We start from the raw sequence: 19,648 nt of genomic DNA on the forward strand, positions 1-19,648 counted from the left end.
GGTTTTAAATAAACCTTAACGCTAGTTATATGGTTATACGCTGTAAAAATTAGTCCTTTGCAAAAAAATTAGTACATACCTATGGATTTAGAAAATATTAAAAACTACGATGAAATTATATCAAAATATTTTGATAAGGTTTTAGGCTACTTACCAAATATCTTATTGGCAATTGTAATTTTTATAGTTGGTTGGTGGATTATAAAAATTACTACCGGATGGTTAAGAAAATTCTTCTTGAAAAAAGATTACGATCCTACTTTGGAGAACTTTTTATTAAGCTTAACCAATTGGGCGCTTAAAGTCTTATTATTTGTAACTGTTGTTTCTCAACTTGGTGTACAAACCTCTTCTTTTGTAGCTATTATTGGTGCTGCAGGTTTAGCTATAGGTTTGGCATTACAAGGTTCTTTAGCAAATTTTGCTGGTGGTGTTCTTATTTTACTATTAAAACCTTTTAAAGTTGGCGATTTTATTAAGGGCCAAGGTATAGAAGGTACGGTAAAAGAGATTTCTATCTTTAATACAAAATTGCTTACGTTCGGAAATCAATTAGCTATTATTCCTAATGGAAAACTTTCAAACGACAACATTATAAATTATACAGAAGAAGGAAAACGTAGAGAAAACCTTGTTTTTGGTATTTCTTATGATGATGATGTAAAGCTTGCAAAAGACATTTTACTTAAACTTACGTTAGAGCAAGAAACTGTAATGGCAGAACCTGCACCAATGATTGTCCTTGCAGAATTAGCAGATAGCTCTGTAAATTTATCTTTAAGATATTGGGCTTTAAATGATGATTTCTGGGCGTTAAGATGGCATATCTTAGAGGAAGGAAAAGCTCGATTAGAAGCAGCAGGCATATCTATTCCTTATCCACAAAGAGACGTACACATGTATGCGGAAGACGTAAAAAGCTAGTTTGCTTTTTTCTTTCCAGCTACAAAATCCTTTAAATAAAAAGGCTCAAAATAAGCGACATCCTCAAAGGTGTCGCTTTTATATTTTGCTTCAGCCAATGGTACCATTTCTCTTGCAGAAGGCAATTTATTTACAAATATTGCATTAGGATGTTTACAAACCTCTTTAAATTTAGGAGCACCATTACCTACAAATGTTACTTTCCCAAGATTTAGCTCTTCAACAAAAGAAGTCTCATCTAGTATCTGAGCTTCAATTTCTCGCTGTAATTTAAAATCTGAGTTATATATTGAACTAAAAACCTCCATTCTCCTAGCATCAAGCATTGGTACAATGAGGCCGTCACTATTTATTTGATGCGCTAAAGAATTTAAAGTACCTATTGAGATTAGGGGTTTGTCTAAAGAAAAACATAGTCCTTTAGTTGTACTTACACCTATTCTTAATCCAGTATAAGAACCTGGTCCTTTACTTATAGCAATAGCATCTAGCTCTGAAAGTTTCTTTTTATTTTCCTCAAGAATTTCCATTATAAACACATGCAATCGTTCTGCATGAGAGTATTGATCATTATAATCTTCCTTTAAGGAAACAAGAACACCATCTTTTCCTAAAGCTACAGAACAGTTTGTTGTAGAGGTTTCTATACTAAGAATTAATGCCACAATTACTCGTCTTTTTCTTGATTAGGAGATTGGCGCTCTATAGCCTCACCATTATCTAAATTTTTAGTAACAGTTGTGTACGGGCCAACTATAACTTCTTCTCCAGCAGATAGGCCAGATAAGATTTCAATATTTGTGTCGTCTTGTATACCTGTTTTTACAACCCTAAGTTTTGCTTTACCATCTTTAGCTATAAACACACACTCAAAACGTTGCTCTTCAGAAGACTTAATCTCCATTTTTTCTTTTCTGCTCTTTTTGCCTGAAGAGGTATCTGTCTTAATAACAATAGCACTAATTGGTACACCTATAATATCTTCTCGTTTTTTTGTAATAATATCAACCGTAGCTGTCATACCAGGTCTAAACGGTGAAAATCCTTCTGGCTTATCTTCAATTAAATCTTTATAAGACTCTTCTAAAATGCGCACCTTAACCTTAAAGTTTGTTACCTGATCTGCAGTTAATGCGTTATCTGCAGAGTTTGCAATCTCTGTAACAATACCTTTAAATTCTTTTTTAAGGTATGCATCTACCTCAACAATTGTTGAGTCTCCTACATTAACTTTTACAATATCATTTTCATTTACATCTACCTCAACCTCCATATTTGCAAGGTTTGCTACACGCATAATTTCTGTACCAGCCATTTGTTGTGTACCAACCACACGCTCACCTAACTCGACACTTAGTTTTGAGATTGTACCACTTCTTGGTGCATAAATTGTAGTTCTGTTTAAGTTGTCTCTAGCTTGAGAAACATTTGCAGAGGCACTTTGTACAGAATAATATGCAGATTGTTTTGCTGCTTAAGCACCTTCATATGCAGATACTACACGATCCCATTCTGCTTTAGAGATTATACCTTTGTCGAACAAAGTCTTGTTTCTGTTATAATTTGACTCTGCTTCCTTTAAACTTGCATTTGCTTGCTCTAAGCCAGCTCTTGTATTAGATAAAGCTGCTTGAGATTGATTTAATGCAGATTGAATTAAGTCTGGATTTATTTTAACCAGCAAATCTCCTTTTTCAACAGATTGGCCTTCTTTTACTGGTAGTTCGATAATTTCTCCAGAAACTTCAGAAGAAAGATTAACTTCTACTTCTGGTTGTATTTTTCCAGTAGCAGAAACTGTTTCAGTAATGTTTATAGTTTCAATAGTTGCTACTTCAACAGTCTCAAAATCGCCTTTCTTACCAAACCAGCCAGATTTTGAACCTACTACTAGGATTGCCATTAGTGCTAAACCACCTAATAATAAGTAGAGTGTCTTTTTTTTCATAATACTAGAATTTTAATTCTGAAGCAGGTACCCCAAAGTAGAGTTCCAAGACTTTAAGTTTAAAAATATAATCGTACTTAGTACGTTTTGCTTCAATCTCTGCGTTTTGCAAACGTATTTTACTTTGGCTAAAATCGAAAGCATTTGTTAGGCCAACATCAAAACGCTCTTGTGCATATGTATTGGCTTGTGATTGACTTTCTAATGCTACCAAGGCAGCTTCATATGCTTCTTTAGCTCCTTCTGCATCTACATAGGCTTGATACACGTTAGACTCTAAGTCTAGTTTTGCTTGCTCTAAGTTATATTCTGCTCTAAGTACATTTATCTTACTTCTCTTAACAGAGTTTTTTGTAGCAAAACCATTTAATATAGGTAAGCTTAATTGCAACCCATAACCTAAACCATCATTTTCATAAAGTTGAGTTCTAAAGTCTCGGTTAAAGAAATCATTATCTGCCCAACGCGTGTTATATTGAAAGAATGCACTTAGTGTAGGAAGGTATGCTCCTTTTGCAATCTCTACATCTTTCTCTGCTATAGCTTTATTTTGCTCTGCAAGCTTAACTTCATTACGCTCTTCTTCTGCTTGTGCTATGATAACTGAAACTGGCTTACTTAATAAACCATCATCTATAATATTATAGTCATCATCTGCAATTTGAAAATTATCGTAATCTTTAATTAAAAGTGTTTGTGCTAAGCTTACTAATGCAATTCTTACATTATTCTTAGCAACTATTAAGCGTTGTTTCTCATCTGCATTTGTAGCTCTAATTTCTAAGAGGTCTCCTGCTGGTAAAGATCCAGCATCAACCAATTCTTGTGTACGCTCCAACTGCTGAATGGTAATTTCATTTTGAGATCTAAGCACATTTACAGTTTCTTTATTAAACAATACTTGCAAGTAAGCATTAGCCACAAATAAAGAAATATCATCCTTCATTTTGTCTAATGAGTATTGACTAGCTAGTCTGTTTAGCTTAGATCGTTGTAGCTGTCTAAAATTTCTTAACCCATCGAACAATGTTAATCCTGCGTTTATGCCACCTGTAGCAGATGTAAATGAGGTATTTTCAAATGTGTTAGTAACTGGGTTAATACTTGAACCTGTATTTTTAGATAGTGAAGCACTTGTATTAATTGATGGTAAAAAATTACCGATAGCGTCGCTCTTATCTATTTCTGCAGCCTCTAAGTTTAATTCACTTTGTTTAATGGATATGTTGTTTTCCAGAGCGTAATTAATACATTCTGCCAATGTCCATGTTTTATCTTGTGCTTGTCCAGAAACGGCAAACAAAACGATACATACTATACTAAAGAATCCTTTCATAATGGTGATCTTAATTAATAAGTCTATGTTTTAATAAATAGTTACAGATTGAATAAAAAAATTATCCTCTTCCGCTAAAACCTTGTACTGGCTTCACTTGGTTCCAAACTTTAATCTTGTCGTCTTTTGATAATCCTTCTAATACTTCAACATTTATACCGTCGGATATTCCTAATTTTACATCTCTACGCTCAAAAGACTGTTCTCCAGTTTCAATTTCTACAAACGGTAACTGTGTCTTAGGGTCATATTGAACTAAGGCTTCTTTTATAGCAAGGACGTTTTCTGCTTTTGCCAAAATAATTGAGGCATTGGCACTTAATCCTGCACGTATAAAAGTTGAATCTTGCTTTTGTAGCGTTCCTTTTATCTCAAATTGAATAGCACCATTTTCACTTACACCTTTAGGAGCTATGTAGTCTAAAACTGCATCGAAGGTTTTATTTTCAATAGCACCAACTGTTATTTCTAACGGTAAGCCTTCAGATACTTTTCCAACTTCGCTTTCATCTACCTTTCCTTCAAAAATCATATTATTAACATTTGCCAATGTTGCAATTGTTGTCCCATCATTAAAGTTGTTACTCTCAATAACCTGATTTCCTGTTTTAACAGGCACATCTAATACCATTCCTGCAACGGTAGCTCTAATTTCTGTATTTGCAGAGACACCTAATCCTCTTGCAGAACCTGTTTTAACTATCTGATAAGTTTGGTTGGCTGCATCATAAGTTTGCTTAGCCTGAAGGTAACTTGTGTTTGCCTGGTCAAATTCATTTGCAGAAATTACACCTTTATCAAACAACGCTTTTTGACGGTCGTAGATTTTTTTCTGATTGTCTAATGCAATTTTAGCTGTAGAAATTTGATTTTTACTACTTGCTAAATTATTTACATTAGGCACAATTTTAAGCTTAGCAATAAGATCTCCTTGCTTAACAATATCTCCAGCTTCAATAGCTACTTCATCTATAATTCCAGAAATATTAGGCTTTATTAATATTTCTTCTTTTGGCACAATGCTACCCGTAGCCACTGTTTGCTTAACTATAGTTTCTGTAGTTGGCGTTTCTGTTGTATAAATAATAGGGTCCTCTTGATTTTTGCTATAGAGGTAATACAAAGAAATGCTGAAACCTAATGCAATAACTATTAGGATGATAATGGTTACAGATTTTTTCATTGGAATTGATTGATTATTAATTGTTAGTTTTATTCTGTACGCAATGCGTCTACTGGTTTAATTTTAATGGCGTTTTGAGCTGGTATGAGTCCTGCTAATAGTCCAGAAACTACAAGTATGGTTAATGCTATTAATACTACTGTTAGGTTTACAGACGGATTTGCAAACATGTCTACAGGTCCATTTGCCTCCAACATTTGGTTAGCACCATAAATTACTAATGTTGCAAAAGCAATTCCCAACATTCCTGAAATTATAGTTAGCACAATAGACTCCATAAGTATTTGACCTCTTATATTCCAAGGTGTAGCTCCCAAAGCTCTTCTTACACCAATCTCTTTTGTGCGTTCTTTTACTACAATTAGCATAATGTTACTTATACCTATAATACCTGATAATAATACTAGTATTCCCACAAAATAAGCGACAAAGCGCAAGGCTATAAACAACCCATTAACTTTACTAAACTGCTCATAAAGATCAAAGTTTCCTATAGCTCTGTCATCTTCTGGATGTATAGTATGTCGTTCTTTTAAAAGCTCGAATATTTGAGGTTTTATTTCTGTGATAGATGAGCCATCTTCTGCAGTTATGGCCATCCAACCTACATTGTTTCCTCTATTAAATGCTTGAGAAAACGTAGTAAACGGCACATAAATTTGTTTCTGTTCTTCTTCTGCATCACCATTTCCGCCTTTCTTTTTATAGGTACCTATAACCATAAAGTTTACACCATTAATCTTTATGTATGTTCCTAAGGGATCTTCCGCAAACCCATACATTGCTGTTTTTACGCCTTCGCCAATTATAGCTACTTTACGCTTTTCCTCTATATCTCCATAGTTTATAAAACGACCACTGGTAATATCCATTGGCTCCTGTTGAATGATTTCTGGATAATCTCCATACACATTAAAGGCTCCTGTTTTTAATCCTCTTACCACATTGTTTGTACCCCCAAAACCTCCTAATTGATTTCTAGGAGAAATAAATCTTAGGTTAGGTACATTATCTCTAATTGCTTGAACATCGTCTGTTTTATAATTAAACTGTCTGCCTTTAGGTAAACCTTTATAAGGTTTGCTAATACCTTGGGTCCACATAAACATGGTGTTAGTAGCAATGCCTCCAAAATCTGATTTTACTCCATTTTCCAGACCTTTACCTGCTGCCAGCAATACAACCAATATAAAAATACCCCAAAGTACTCCAAAGGCTGTAAGTATGGTTCTAAACCAATTACTGCTTAAGGCTTCTATAATTTCATCCCAACGGTCTTTGCTAAACATATTATTCGTCTCTTAAGGCTTCAATAGGTTTAATACTAGCTGCTCTCCACGCAGGAAAAAAGCCTGCAATTGCGCCTGCAATTATTAAAATAAATACGGTTGTAATTGCCACATTAAAATTTACAGAAGGATTTAAAATATAATCCATCTCGATGTTTGGCCCTATAATTTCTAAAAGTGCCATACTAAACACCAAGCCTGTAAAACCGGCAATTGCGGTTACAAAAATAGATTCATGAAGAATCATTCCTATAATAGACCACGGTTGTGCGCCAAGTGCTTTTCTTACACCTATCTCTCTAGTGCGCTCTTTTACAATTATGAGCATGATATTACTTACACCTACAACTCCTGCAATAATGGTACATATGCCCACACCCCAAAAGAAGGTGCGTATCATCCAAATTAAATCGTAAAAGCGTTTTGTTTGCTCTAATGTATTATTCACATTTATGGCACTCATATCATTTGGAGCAATGGTATGTACTTGTTTTAAGTAGTCTTGAATTTCTGCTGAAAATTGCTCACTTTCAATTAGCGCTTCCTCAAAATTTTCTTTTGGCTGAAGCGTAAATGCCATGTTTCTTATAATGTTTCCTCCATTAAAAACTTTTTGAGAAGTCGTAATTGGTAAAAAGATACGAGCTTCTTCACGTTCTCCGCCAGGATCTGTATACACACCTACAACTTTAAAGTTTACACCTGAAACTTGTAATTGTTTTCCAATTGCATCTTCTTCTTTAAAAAGATCGCGTTTAACTTTATGACCTAGCACCACAACTTTTTCGTTATGATCTATATCATTTTGGTTAAGATATCTTCCCGCTGTTAAAGTTTCATTTTCTAAGAATTGGTAATCTGGATGTACACCTTCAACGCGGTAACTACCACTTTCTTTGCCATGAGTTGCGAGACCATTCCAAATTCTATAAAGCGATGATTTGTTTTCAATTTTATCTGAATACTTCTTGGTGATGAATTCAAAATCTTTATTCTTCATCTGTATGAAGCGACCAGGATTTAGTCCTTTATGCTCCACAGTAGTAACTCCAGACCAAACACTTATTCTATTAGAAGCATCATTTTGAAACTCTTTAGAAATTCCATTTTCCATGCCTTGGCCAAAACCTAGAAGAATAACTAAGATGAAAATACCAGACGCTACAGATACTCCTGTTAAAAACGTACGGAGTTTATTTTTTGCTATTGTTTGAAATATTTCTTGCCAACGTTCAATATTAAACATGCTGAATAGCTTTTACTTGGTTTACCTTACTATCATCTATAATAAGGCCATCTTTTAAATTTACTATTCGTTTAGTCATGTGGGCAATATCATCTTCATGCGTAACAACAAGAATTGTTTTTCCTTCGTCATTAATACCTTGAATAAGATCCATGACTTCGTAAGATGTTTTAGTATCTAAAGCTCCTGTAGGCTCATCTGCCAACAACACTTTAGGATCACTTGCTAATGCTCTAGCAATGGCAACACGTTGTTTTTGACCACCAGATAATTGATTTGGCAAGTGTGTAGCCCAATCTGCTAGACCCACTTTTTCAAGATAAGCCATAGATCTATCTATACGCTCATTACGCTTCATACCTTGATAGTACAATGGCATTGCTACATTATCAAGTGCTGTCTTGTATCCAATTAGATTAAAGGATTGAAATATGAACCCTAAAAATTTATTACGGTATTTAGCTGCTATCTTCTCGTTTAAGTTCTTAATAGGAACATTGTCTAGCATATAAGAGCCCTCATCTGCTTCATCTAGCATTCCTAAAATATTAAGTAATGTAGATTTTCCTGAACCAGAAGATCCCATTATAGATACAAGCTCACCTTCTTTTACAGAAAAGTTAATTCCTTTAAGAACATGCAAAGAGTTTGCTCCAGTTTTGTAGGACTTGTGAAGGTTAGTAATTTCAATCATAATGCAGCTAGTCAGTTTATAAATAAGACTAATTGCTTTAGGAATTGTTACAGCGAAAGTGTTATAGAAATGTTAAAATGAATTAAGCTTTATTTCGCTTTTTATATTTATAAATAGCAAAAGCTATACCGCCTACAAGTAGATATGGAAAAATCATTAAATAAACGATACCATTATTTATACCTTTTGCCATACCACCATCACCTTCGCTTTCTAATACAGCGCGGCACATAGCACACTGAGCATCTGCCACTATTGGTAGTAACAGACAAAAAGCAATAACGGCTAAAAGTTTATAATTATAGGATTTCATTTTGAAACGTTTAATAATAAGGCAACATAAATATATATACAAGAACACCAGTTACAGAAACATAAAACCAAATTGGAAAGGTCCAGCGTGCAACTTTTTTATGCTTAATATATTGTTTATTTAAACCTCTATACATTGTAAATAACACTAAAGGCACAATAATACCCGATAATACAATATGAGAAATTAGGATAAAGAAATATATTGGTCTTAAAATTCCTTCTCCACCATAAGGCACAGGATCGTTACTTATTTTAGAAATCACATAACTTACCAAAAACACACAAGACAAAGCAAATGCTGTAATCATGACATTTCGGTGCCATTTCATATCTCCTATTTTTATTAAGAAATATCCAGCTAGTAATAATAATGCCGTACAAGCATTTATAACTGCGTGAAAAAACGGAAATGTTCCTACTTCTAAACCTAAAAGATTGTAACGCACATTTAAATTCATAAGTAATAACACAACTAATGGTACTACCAATGAAAGTGCTACTATAACAGGAATAACTATTTTGTCTGTTTTAGTTCTTGTTGCCATGGTCTAATAAAATTTTTATATCTTCAATTAAAATATCAATCTGTGGTTCTTCATCTGCTTGAGTTGGGTCTATTCCTTGTGGCACCGAACCTCTGTAAAATATAATAACGTTTCCAAACTCATCTTTACGAGATCTTAAATACCCTTCTTGATCTACCAATGCAAAATAACCACTATGCTCAAATCCTCCAGGAACTTCTGGGTTTTCTTCTGCATAGATTGTAAATCCTGTTCTTGCCAAATCATAAATAGCATCTCTATCTCCAGTCATTAAATTCCAATTTGGATTGGTTATACCATATTGTTTTTCATAATCTTTTAAAACCTCTGGCGTATCTTTTCTTGGATCTATGCTAAAAGAAGCAATACCAAAATTTTCATCTCCAATTTCTTGATCTACTGCCACAAGGTTACTGTTCATAATTGGGCAAATAGTAGGACAAGAAGTAAAGAAAAACTCTGCAACATATACTTTTCCAATATAATCTTGATTAGTAATTGTATCACCATCTTGATTTATAAATTTGAAAGGCGGTACTTTTCTCTTCTCACCATCTCTAGTTACAAAAGCGAGATCACTGTTTTTAACAGACTCTGTTCTGTTCTCTTTTACAACTGTTCCTTCTGAAAGTGTCTCAATTATTTTAGGAATTACTATTATACCAAAAATTAGTATAATGATCCCTAAACCTATATAACTGTATTTTCTCTTCATAATAAGTCTTACTTTCTATCTGAATTATATTTCTTAAGAGCTCTTCTATATTCTGCTAATATAACTTTTACGTCTGCTACCATCTTATTACTTATTTCAGCTATATCTGCAGAATTATAACCATACATTAAACCATTATCCTCATCGTTTTCACGACCTCTTAAAATTTGTTCTTTGTCTATTATAAATACATATGGTGTTGAGTAATTAGGCGATAATGACATATCTGTTTTTAAACTATTAAAAACGTTACTTATCGCATCTTTACTACCTACGGCAAAAATCCACTTTTCTGTAGAGGTATAAGCTTCAATTTTATTACGTAATTCGATAGCTTGATCTTTTCCTTCTTCAGAAATTAATATGACAAATTGAAAGTCATCAAATTTATAATTACGCTTGTATATTTTTTCATTAAGGTTTAAGGCATTTCCCTTCTTTGATTCTGGTGTATCTCCAAAAAAGCCAAGAATGGTTATCTTATTATCTAAGGAAACATTATTTCCTTCAAGATCTTCAAACTCTTCTAAATTTGAAACATCTTTAGTAAGCTGCGGCAACAAATTGAACAACTCCTCACCAGATGCTGAAAGTAGATAGATTACCAATGGCAATACAAACAATGCTATAAGTACAGCATATTTTACTGGGCTATTCCTGTTGTCTTTAATAGTTTCCAATTGCATATTTTAGTTTGCACAAAAATACAATACAGAGGTCACATTATTTTAATCAAATAGAGATAAAAGCTAAAGACATTTGTTAAAAAAGAAATGCCCAACATTCCTGTTGGGCATTTAGTATATTATAATTTAGGATTTAATATTAGAAATCCCAAGCTTGATGTCCTGTTCTGTATACTTCATAAATATAATCTCCTTCAACAAGAAGAATTGTAACTAGGTAACATACAAGAAATATAGCTGTCCAAACTACAGATCTCCTAAGACCTTTAGTTTCTCCTTCCATGTGCATGAATGCCCAAGTAATGTAATATGCTTTATAAATTGTTAGGATGATAAATATCCAGTTTAACAATTTCATTTTAATAAACGTATTCTCTATTAAAAATGCTGGTTTTATAATACCAAGGATAACCTCAACTATAGTTACTATAGAAAGTAATGCAAATACAAACCAAATGCGTTTAATTGGATCCTTACCGTGTGCTGTATCGTGTGCCATTGTGTTTAATATTTTGTGTTATACTAAGTAGAAGAATGTGAATACAAATACCCAAACTAAATCTACAAAGTGCCAATATAATCCTACTTTCTCAACCATTTCATAGCTACCTCTTCTTTCATAAGTACCAATGATTACATTAAAGAAAATAATGATGTTTATAATTACACCAGAAAATACGTGAAACCCGTGAAATCCTGTAATGAAGAAAAAGAAATCTGCAAATAATGGCGTACCATATTCGTTATGTTTAAGGTTAGCACCTTCTACTATGTTTCTTCCTTCGGCTTTTAACTTTGCCAAAGACTCTTCTCTAGAAAGAATTGTCTTTTGACCATTTTCATCTAAGATCTGTGTGCGCACCAAAATTTCTGGCTTAGCTTCAAAACCTTTAATGATTTCGTTCATTGAGTAAGTAGGCAATTCTTTTTCACCATTATACCAAACACCATTTTTCTTTTGGTGTTGTTCTCTTTCTCCAGGAACTGCAACAGCAATGTTTTCTAAAGCAACACGATGACCTGTATTGTCTACAAACTGTAGTATTTGTCCTCCATGAGTTTCAACGGCTCCATATTCACCATTAATAAAGTTTTTCCACTCCCAAGCTTGAGATCCTACGAAAATAGCACCTCCAATAATAGTTAGGAACATGTAAAGAATAACTTTCTTTTGTTTCATGTGATGACCAGCATCAACCGCTAATACCATTGTAACAGATGAGCCAATAAGAATAAAGGTCATTAATGCCACATAATACATAGGTGCATCTACACCGTGTAAAAATGGGAAGTGATTAAACACTTCATCGGCGATTGGCCAAGAATCGATAAATTTAAAACGGGAAAATCCGTATGATGCTAAGAATCCTGAGAATGTCAATGCATCAGAAACGATGAAAAACCACATCATTAGCTTGCCATAGCTTGCTTTTAGTGGTTGATTACCGCCACCCCAAGTTTTTCCTTCGGTGCCAGTACTTACTGCAGTAGCTTCCATAAACGTGAATTGGTTTAATGTTGTGCAAAAATAACTTTTTTATTGTACTCTCGAAATAGCTTGCACCGCATTTTCAAGGCATTTTTTTAATTTATCGCTTTCATTGAGTTGATTCAACGAAGATTATCATACTTTTTCTTAGAAAAAATATAAGAATACAAAGAGGTAAAGCCACAGAACATCAACGAAGTGCCAAAATGTAGCACCAAGTTCGAAGCCTAGCATTTGCTCTGCTGTATAGCGTTGTTTAAAATGATTATAAATTAAGACTAAAAGCACAATTAGTCCTGCCGCAATATGTGCTAAGTGCGCTAACACAAGTACATAAATGAAAGAGGTTGTTATTGAACTTTCGCTTCCTGTAAAATAAAATCCTAAATTAATAATATCTTCAAATCCTTGTAACTGCAGCCCTACAAAAATTACTCCCAACACCAATGTAGCTAATAATGAATAAGTTGCTCCTTTGCGGTTGTTTGCTCTTAGTTGTTTTTTTGCGATAAATAAAGTAATGCTACTTGTTACAATAGCTAGTGTACTCCATATAAAAGAAGCTGGCAGCGTGAAATCATTTAACCAATCTTGACGCTCACTACTTACTACATAAGCACTAGTTAATCCCGCAAACATCATTACCATAGATATGATGCCAAACCAAAGCATCATCTTTTTAGACCGTGCTGTTTTTTCTTGTTCTGTTCCTTGTGTTAAATCCATTACCTTATAAATTTATCTAAGACATATATTATTTGAAGCAGTGTAATATAGCTTACACTTGCAAACATTAATTGCTTTGCAGATTTTGGTGTTCGTTTCTTATATAACATGATTGCATAATACATCATAAACACTCCTAACAATCCAATTATAACAGCTGCTATTGGTGTAAGATAAAGACGTCCTGTCATACCAAATGCAGGAACTAATGATATTAAAACTGTCCAGAATGTATATAAGATAACTTGTATGGCTGTTTTTGTGTCACGCTTGCCAGTTGGCAACATAGCAAAACCTCCTTTTTTGTAATCATCAAACAACCACCAACCAATAGCCCAAAAATGTGGGAATTGCCAAAAAAACTGTATCATGAATAATGTACCTGGTTCTATTCCAAATTCGTTTGTAGCGGCAACCCAACCCAGCATAAATGGTATTGCTCCTGGAAAAGCTCCTACAAATACGGCTAAAGGTGTTTTTGTTTTTAGAGGTGTGTATACCAATACATATAATAAGATAGACAATGCACCAAACATTGCAGTTTTAGGATTTATATAATATAACACCGCAACACCGCTTATAGCAAAAGCCGTAGCTATAAACAAAGCCATTTGCACGCTCATTCGCTTTGCTGGCAATGGTCTATTTTTAGTGCGATCCATTAACGCGTCAAGATCTTTTTCTATAACTTGATTATAGGCATTTGATGCTCCAACCATTAAGTAGCCACCAATTGCAAGAAGCAGAACATCTACAAAGTCTAAAACGGTGGCGCCTAAAAAATAACCAGCAACAGAAGAAAAGACCACGCTAATAGCTAATCTCATTTTAGTGATTTCCTTAAAGTCAGAACTCCAAGAAGTTGTCGTATTATGTAGCGCTGTTTCAGCCAAGAAATAAGTTTTTCAATTGGGGTGCAAAGATACTGCATTATAGATGTTTTGCCACGATGAACAGCCTATAAAATTTATAATATAAAGTATTGTATTTCAATATTAAAAATCTATTAGAGCAAGTTTTAAATTATTAAGTATCTTAATCTTTTTACGACCTACCTCACAAACAATTGTAATTATGAAAGCTTTAACCCACACACTGGCATTAATTTTTCTAAGCTCACCTTTATTTTTGCATTCTCAAAAGGTATCTATAAATTCAGAAAAACTATCTAATCATGTTTATATGATTACCGGACAAGGTGGTAACATAGGATTGTTTGAAGATACAGATGCTTTATTGATGATTGATTCTCAATTTGGCAAATTAACTCCCCAAATTCTTGCGGAAATAAAAACCATTAGCCCCAAACCAATTAAAACACTCCTTAACACACATCATCACGGCGATCACACTGGCGGCAATGAAAATATAGTAAATAAAGGCGCTTCTGTTTTTGCTCACAAAAATGCAAGAGTCCGTTTGTTAAAAAGTATCGAAGACAAGACTAAATCATCTAAAAAAGCCTTACCAATTCTAACCTTTTCAACCGAGTTAAATTTATATTTCGACACTACACAAGTTTTAATATTTCATCCTGAAACAGCACATACAGATGGCGATGCAATTATTTATTTTGTTGAAGAAAATGTATTACACACCGGAGATGTATTCTTTAATAGCCGATATCCTTATATAGATTTAGATTCTGGCGGAAGTGTTATCGGTGCCAAAAAGGCGATAGAACACATGTTGATGCTTATTAATGCAGAAACGCAAATTATTCCAGGACATGGAAAACGCGCTACAAAAACAGATTTAGAAAAAACATTAGCTATGTACAACACTTGTATATCCCGCATTGAAAATGAAATTAACCGTGGCGCTACTCAGGAAGATGTTTCACAAAACAGAGCTTTAACTGAAGATCTTGATGGGAAATTTTACACAGAAGGTGCTTTTATATCGCCAGAAAAATGGAGAAGAACCATTTACCTTAGTTTAACTTCTGAAAAAAACTAGTTAATTAATAATCGTAATACCAATTAAACAAGTCTGTCCTAACACCAAAGTTTAACCATACAGTATTTTGTGTTTGTATAACATCGCTCACATCTTCATCTACAGAGAAATCTCTATAAATTGCAGTAGCGTATACTTTAAAATTAGTGGCAGGATTTATAATGTAGCCTAATTCTAACTCGCCATAAAAGCTAGTTGCCTTATTACCTTGCAACAAATTATTTCCATTATCTGCAGGCCTATCATCTTCACTTGTAAAGATATTACCACCATAAACAACACCATCCTTAAAATCAAAACCTCGTTCACCATAAATAAGTTTACCTAGACCATAATAGCGCTTATGCTTATAGCGTAAAATTCCTATATATTCTCTAAAATTTGCACCCCATAAATGTGCCTGGCTTTGGTTGTTGTACCCATAATTAAGAGTAATGCTATTGTGAGAATACGTATAAGGTCTTACTTGATTATATTCTGCTTGAACAATTAAATTTGGGACATTGAATGCATTAAAATATTTTATACCTAATTGGTAACCTATTTTATTTTTATAACTGCCCTCACCACCTGTAATATCTCCGCTAGAAAACTCATCTATTAATAATTGCGCATAAGTATTAAAGCTGTCACTCCATTTGTATTTTCCTGTTAAACCAATTATTGCATTACCACCACGAGAACCAGTTGAAAACTCAATTGCTCGATAAAATATAACTGGATTTAAGTAATTAAGATCAAAACCTCTGTCATTATCATTTTCCCAAATTACATTTTCAAACAAGCCGATATTTAAGCGTTTAGTCACATTTATACTTAAGTAATGGTTAGCCATATACTTTGTTCTGAAAGAACCATCTGCAGTTACAGCAGGCCTCACATCGCGCAGAGACATCCAAGTATTTGTATACTTTAATTTCCAAAATGTAGTATTTAATTTAAAGTAGGGATAAGGGCTTGCATTATCACTTAACAATAATGACCTATAACCATCACCTATAAAATTTTTGCCGTGCCCAAACTGCACATTAAAAAATTTTGACGGTGAATACGACAAGTATCCTGTAGCAATAGGATAGTCAAATGCGTCTTCTCCAAACTCTTTTGCAATACCTCTTCCTGGTATGATAGCTGGATTACCTCCATCTGGCTTTAAACTCCTTGCAAAATCATTATAATATCCAGCAAAGCGGCCTTGACTTTCATATAATACAGTGTGGAAATTTAAGTTCTTTCCTAGACCTCCTTGAAAAACTGCAGCTCTTGTATTGTTATAAGTAGTTAAATCTCTATCTAAATCTCTTCCCAACTGTAAATCTGCAGCAACATCTAACGTAAACCAATAATCTTTTCCTTGAAGCCTAATTAAATGTTCATTAAAAAATTTCCTGCCAAACCAAGAAGATTTATCATAATGTAATTTCTTATTTTCTTTCTCAAAATCATAATAGCGTTGTACTTCTTTATACAATAAAGGCTTAGAAGCTGTATGATTATTGGTTCCAACCTGGTTCATATCATCGTCAAAACGAGAATAAACTTCATGTGATAAAGGAATGTTTATTTGGCTGGATGCTTGTCTATTTTTAAACGGACGCACCTCTACATCATCATACTCATTTTTAATAGTGTTTGGTGACACAGTTGTAATCGCTTTTACAGGATCATCTATTTCGTTAATTGTCGGGTTTAACATTCTTGACAATGGTAGTTTTATAGGCATACGAAATTGCATATCTATAGCTCTACTATTATAACTTGCAGGTTGTATTTTTGGTAATTTCTCAAAAACAGCTAAGGTTGCCTCTTGTAACTCTTCATACACTGCTTCTGTATATATTACATTAAAGATTCCTTCTGTATCCACTTCAAAAATCACTGTTACATCTGTTTTTAAATCTTTAGTTTCAATACCATCAGGTATTTGAAAATTGGAATAGATAAATGATTTTAAAGTAGCATCAAAACAATTCTCAAGATTAGAAAGTGCAACAGATTCACATTCATTAAAAACAGGATAGCGTTCTGAAGAAGTTGTTGCTGTTTGAGCACAGACTAAAAAAGGAAGCAATAAAAATAAGGTGTAAAAGGTCTTCATAGCGCTTAAAAAAACTTCAGGTTTTTCAGGTGATGAAGATACCGCATTTAGGCGACCTATAAAAAAAAGCCTCTTCGAATTAGTAGTCGAAAAGGCTTTTAAATAAAGACAGTTGATGGCTAGTCTTTTACATTAAATACAATTGGAAGATCAAAAATTACTTCTACCGGCTTGTTACTTTGCTGTCCTGGTTTCATCTTAGGTATTAAGCCAGCCATACGTTCTCCTTCTTTAGTTAACTTAGGATGCGTAGAGCGACCTTGAATATCTACAACATTACCAGTTTTGTCTATTTTAAATCTCACATAAATTCTTTGCTGTCCACTTAAGCCAAGATCTGAAGCTAGATCACCATCAAATTTACGTTGTACAATTGTATTTATCTTACTAGACATACATGCTCTACGTTCTGCATTGGTAGTTAAACCTTCACAACCAGGAAAAATAGGTACAAACTCCACTTTAACAAATGGTACTGGAGCAATTTCTGGGTCTTCTGTTTTTTCAACCAAATCTCCAGGTTCAATTTCTGTGATATCTGGTTCTGTGGTAAGTTCTGTATCCTCAAAGAGCTCTGTTGGAGTATCGTCATCGATAACATCAATAACGTCTATAATCTTCTGAACTTTTTTAAGAGGCTGTTTTTTCTCTACTTTGTCTTTAACAATGACAAATTCTGGATTAAAATAAGTTTCTACTTCTGAGTTGTCCACAGCCACATCATCGGGCTTTACAACTGGTACCGCAGATTTAATCTCCATCACCAAAACGGTGGTTACTAAGGCTACAATTAAGCCTAACTGAAAGTTTACCAATGTACTTTTTCGTACATTAGCATCGTGCTTGTTGTTCATAATAAATGGTTTTAATGTTACAATAAAAACCGAATCAACAAGCATACCAAAAAGAAATCCCGCTCTTGAAAACAAGGCGGGATTTTGATATTTAGGGTATATTTAGAATTAATCTAAAACCTGGAAAACAATTGGTAATGAATATAATACACCTACTGCTTTACCACGTTGCTTACCTGGCGTCATCTTTGGTAACGCTTTTACAACGTTTTCTGCTTCTTTAGCTAATCTTGGGTGTGGTGCTCTTGCACGTACGTTTGTTATATTACCGCTTTTATCAATTTTAAAAGCTACATAAATACGTTGTATACCACTTAATCCAAGCTCGCCTCCAAGTTCTTGATCAAACTTACGTTTAACAAACTTGTCAACTTTTTCACTCATACATTTCTTACGAGCTGCATTATTAGTTTCACCTTCGCATCCAGGGAAAATTGGCACATTTTCGATAACTGCAAATGGTACATCTGCAATTTCTTCTTCAACTGCCTCTTCTACCTCTTCTACCTCAACAATTTCCTCTTGGTTTGTTTCTGTAGACTCGATAATAGTTTCCTCTACCTCTGCCTCATCTTCAACAACCTCGATTACTTCAGGTGCTGGTGGCGGCGGTGGCGGCGGTGGCGGTGGTGTGTTCTGTATTTCTGTAATAGGCACATCTTCATCAAGTAAATCATCTACTTGAACTTGTCCTATATCAATTTCGTCTGGATAAGTTTTCATCTCAATGGCTTGCCATGTGAGGAATAAAATTAAAATTAGACCAATTTGAAAGTACAGCACGCTGTTCTTTCTAAGGTCTGCTTTTGGATTTTTCTTTGGTTCCATAATGCGTTCGTGTTTAAGGATTGCTAATGTAATTAATTTTTGTCTAACATGGAATTCTCAACACTTTTTAAGTTCACAATTTGTTGTTGAAAACCTCTAAAAATTAAGAAACCTAGACAAGCACCTAATGTATTTGCCAACATATCATAATAATCAAAAGACCTATAATCTGTTAGTGTATCTTGTAAAAACTCAATAAATATGCCATAACCTATCACAAGAAGTAGAATTGCTATTCCTATTTTAGAAAATGGGTATTGAGATACTTTTTGCCTCATCATACTGAAGAGCCAAAGTATTGTTAAAATAAAATATATGGCTGTGTGAGCTATCTTATCTGAAAAACTCACACCAGTTTTAGGAAAACTAGTAGGTTTTACTAAACTAGCTATTGCTACAAGTATTGTAAAAACAATACTTAATAGAACGGCGTTTTTAACCAACCAATTCTTTATAGGCTTCAGCATCTAACAAGTCTTCTACTTCTGAAGCTTCAGAAAATTTAATTTTAACCATCCAGCCTTTTCCGTATGGGTCTGAGTTTACTAATTCTGGCTCGTCTTCTAACGTTTCATTAAACTCTATAATCTCACCAGTAAGCGGTAAGAAAAGATCTGAAACAGTCTTCACAGCTTCAACCGTACCAAATACTTCTTCTCTATCTAGAGTTTCATCTACAGTTTCTACTTCAACATATACGATATCTCCTAATTCGCCTTGAGCAAAATCAGTAATACCTACAGTTGCTACATCACCTTCAATCTTAATCCATTCGTGATCTTTAGTATATTTTAATTCTTGTGGGATATTCAT

At 33.9% G+C, this 19,648-nt stretch carries 21 protein-coding genes and 1 pseudogene; 2 read left to right on the forward strand and 20 right to left on the reverse strand.

Annotated elements, in window-relative coordinates:
* The first annotated feature begins 81 nt into the window (after nt 1–81).
* Entirely contained in the window at nt 82–924 is an 843-nt protein-coding gene (locus CA2559_RS01120; RefSeq protein WP_013185988.1) for a mechanosensitive ion channel family protein, read from the forward strand.
* Here CA2559_RS01120 and tsaB read toward each other — a convergent pair.
* The 15 genes and pseudogenes from tsaB to cyoE all read right to left on the reverse strand — a co-directional run bounded on the left by tsaB (nt 921) and on the right by cyoE (nt 13,989).
* On the reverse strand, nt 921–1,589 hold the full coding sequence (tsaB, locus tag CA2559_RS01125) for a tRNA (adenosine(37)-N6)-threonylcarbamoyltransferase complex dimerization subunit type 1 TsaB (protein ID WP_013185989.1): 669 nt from the start codon (nt 1,587–1,589) through the stop codon (nt 921–923). The two genes, CA2559_RS01120 and tsaB, sit on opposite strands and share 4 nt — an antisense overlap.
* A gap of 2 nt (nt 1,590–1,591) precedes the next feature.
* Nucleotides 1,592–2,872 (reverse strand): annotated as a pseudogene (locus CA2559_RS01130) (efflux RND transporter periplasmic adaptor subunit).
* A gap of 4 nt (nt 2,873–2,876) precedes the next feature.
* Nucleotides 2,877–4,208 (reverse strand): TolC family protein, encoded by a 1,332-nt coding sequence (locus tag CA2559_RS01135; RefSeq protein ID WP_013185990.1) that lies wholly within the window; start codon nt 4,206–4,208, stop codon nt 2,877–2,879.
* Nucleotides 4,209–4,269: 61 nt separating this feature from the next.
* Nucleotides 4,270–5,391: an efflux RND transporter periplasmic adaptor subunit gene (locus tag CA2559_RS01140; protein ID WP_013185991.1), complete on the reverse strand. Its 1,122-nt coding sequence runs from the start codon at nt 5,389–5,391 to the stop codon at nt 4,270–4,272.
* A gap of 29 nt (nt 5,392–5,420) precedes the next feature.
* Entirely contained in the window at nt 5,421–6,680 is a 1,260-nt protein-coding gene (locus tag CA2559_RS01145) for an ABC transporter permease (RefSeq protein ID WP_013185992.1), read from the reverse strand.
* A gap of 1 nt (nt 6,681) precedes the next feature.
* Nucleotides 6,682–7,926, reverse strand: a complete 1,245-nt coding sequence (locus CA2559_RS01150) for an ABC transporter permease (RefSeq protein ID WP_013185993.1) — start codon at nt 7,924–7,926, stop codon at nt 6,682–6,684.
* The gene (locus CA2559_RS01155) at nt 7,919–8,620 is read right to left on the reverse strand and encodes an ABC transporter ATP-binding protein (RefSeq protein ID WP_013185994.1); all 702 of its coding nucleotides are present in this window, start codon (nt 8,618–8,620) and stop codon (nt 7,919–7,921) included. The genes CA2559_RS01150 and CA2559_RS01155 overlap by 8 nt, the downstream gene beginning before the upstream one ends.
* Nucleotides 8,621–8,702: 82 nt before the next feature.
* Nucleotides 8,703–8,933: a hypothetical protein gene (locus tag CA2559_RS01160; protein ID WP_013185995.1), complete on the reverse strand. Its 231-nt coding sequence runs from the start codon at nt 8,931–8,933 to the stop codon at nt 8,703–8,705.
* Between the two features lie 10 nt (nt 8,934–8,943).
* Nucleotides 8,944–9,480, reverse strand: a complete 537-nt coding sequence (locus CA2559_RS01165; protein WP_013185996.1) for a DUF420 domain-containing protein — start codon at nt 9,478–9,480, stop codon at nt 8,944–8,946.
* A complete protein-coding gene (locus CA2559_RS01170) occupies nt 9,464–10,195 on the reverse strand; it encodes an SCO family protein (RefSeq protein ID WP_013185997.1) in 732 nt (243 codons plus the stop codon). Before CA2559_RS01170 ends, CA2559_RS01165 begins: the two co-directional genes overlap by 17 nt.
* A gap of 8 nt (nt 10,196–10,203) precedes the next feature.
* Nucleotides 10,204–10,881, reverse strand: a complete 678-nt coding sequence (locus CA2559_RS01175) for a hypothetical protein (protein WP_013185998.1) — start codon at nt 10,879–10,881, stop codon at nt 10,204–10,206.
* A gap of 139 nt (nt 10,882–11,020) precedes the next feature.
* Nucleotides 11,021–11,380 (reverse strand): cytochrome C oxidase subunit IV family protein, encoded by a 360-nt coding sequence (locus CA2559_RS01180; protein ID WP_013185999.1) that lies wholly within the window; start codon nt 11,378–11,380, stop codon nt 11,021–11,023.
* An 18-nt stretch (nt 11,381–11,398) separates the two neighbouring features.
* The gene (locus CA2559_RS01185) at nt 11,399–12,379 is read right to left on the reverse strand and encodes a cytochrome c oxidase subunit 3 (RefSeq protein WP_013186000.1); all 981 of its coding nucleotides are present in this window, start codon (nt 12,377–12,379) and stop codon (nt 11,399–11,401) included.
* Between the two features lie 138 nt (nt 12,380–12,517).
* Nucleotides 12,518–13,096 carry a cytochrome c oxidase subunit 3 gene (locus tag CA2559_RS01190; protein WP_013186001.1) on the reverse strand — a complete coding sequence of 193 codons (579 nt, stop codon included), beginning with the start codon at nt 13,094–13,096 and terminating at the stop codon, nt 12,518–12,520.
* Nucleotides 13,096–13,989: a heme o synthase gene (gene cyoE, locus CA2559_RS01195; protein WP_013186002.1), complete on the reverse strand. Its 894-nt coding sequence runs from the start codon at nt 13,987–13,989 to the stop codon at nt 13,096–13,098. The genes CA2559_RS01190 and cyoE overlap by 1 nt, the downstream gene beginning before the upstream one ends.
* A gap of 181 nt (nt 13,990–14,170) precedes the next feature.
* On the opposite strand from cyoE, the gene CA2559_RS01200 reads away from it, so the two are divergent.
* Nucleotides 14,171–15,055, forward strand: a complete 885-nt coding sequence (locus CA2559_RS01200; RefSeq protein WP_013186003.1) for an MBL fold metallo-hydrolase — start codon at nt 14,171–14,173, stop codon at nt 15,053–15,055.
* Between the two features lie 4 nt (nt 15,056–15,059).
* Here CA2559_RS01200 and CA2559_RS01205 read toward each other — a convergent pair whose 3' ends face one another.
* The 5 genes from CA2559_RS01205 to gcvH form a co-directional block, all read right to left on the reverse strand.
* Nucleotides 15,060–17,153: a hypothetical protein gene (locus CA2559_RS01205; RefSeq protein WP_013186004.1), complete on the reverse strand. Its 2,094-nt coding sequence runs from the start codon at nt 17,151–17,153 to the stop codon at nt 15,060–15,062.
* 119 nt (nt 17,154–17,272) lie between these two features.
* Complete coding sequence (locus tag CA2559_RS01210) at nt 17,273–18,007, reverse strand: energy transducer TonB (RefSeq protein WP_041241065.1); 735 nt, start codon at nt 18,005–18,007, stop codon at nt 17,273–17,275.
* Nucleotides 18,008–18,115: 108 nt separating this feature from the next.
* Nucleotides 18,116–18,835: an energy transducer TonB gene (locus CA2559_RS01215; RefSeq protein WP_013186006.1), complete on the reverse strand. Its 720-nt coding sequence runs from the start codon at nt 18,833–18,835 to the stop codon at nt 18,116–18,118.
* A 32-nt stretch (nt 18,836–18,867) separates the two neighbouring features.
* Nucleotides 18,868–19,302, reverse strand: a complete 435-nt coding sequence (locus tag CA2559_RS13490) for a VanZ family protein (protein ID WP_049787188.1) — start codon at nt 19,300–19,302, stop codon at nt 18,868–18,870.
* On the reverse strand, nt 19,271–19,648 hold the full coding sequence (gene gcvH / locus CA2559_RS01225; RefSeq protein ID WP_013186008.1) for a glycine cleavage system protein GcvH: 378 nt from the start codon (nt 19,646–19,648) through the stop codon (nt 19,271–19,273). The genes CA2559_RS13490 and gcvH overlap by 32 nt, the downstream gene beginning before the upstream one ends.

This window comes from Croceibacter atlanticus HTCC2559, from assembly GCF_000196315.1.
GTDB lineage: Bacteria > Bacteroidota > Bacteroidia > Flavobacteriales > Flavobacteriaceae > Croceibacter > Croceibacter atlanticus.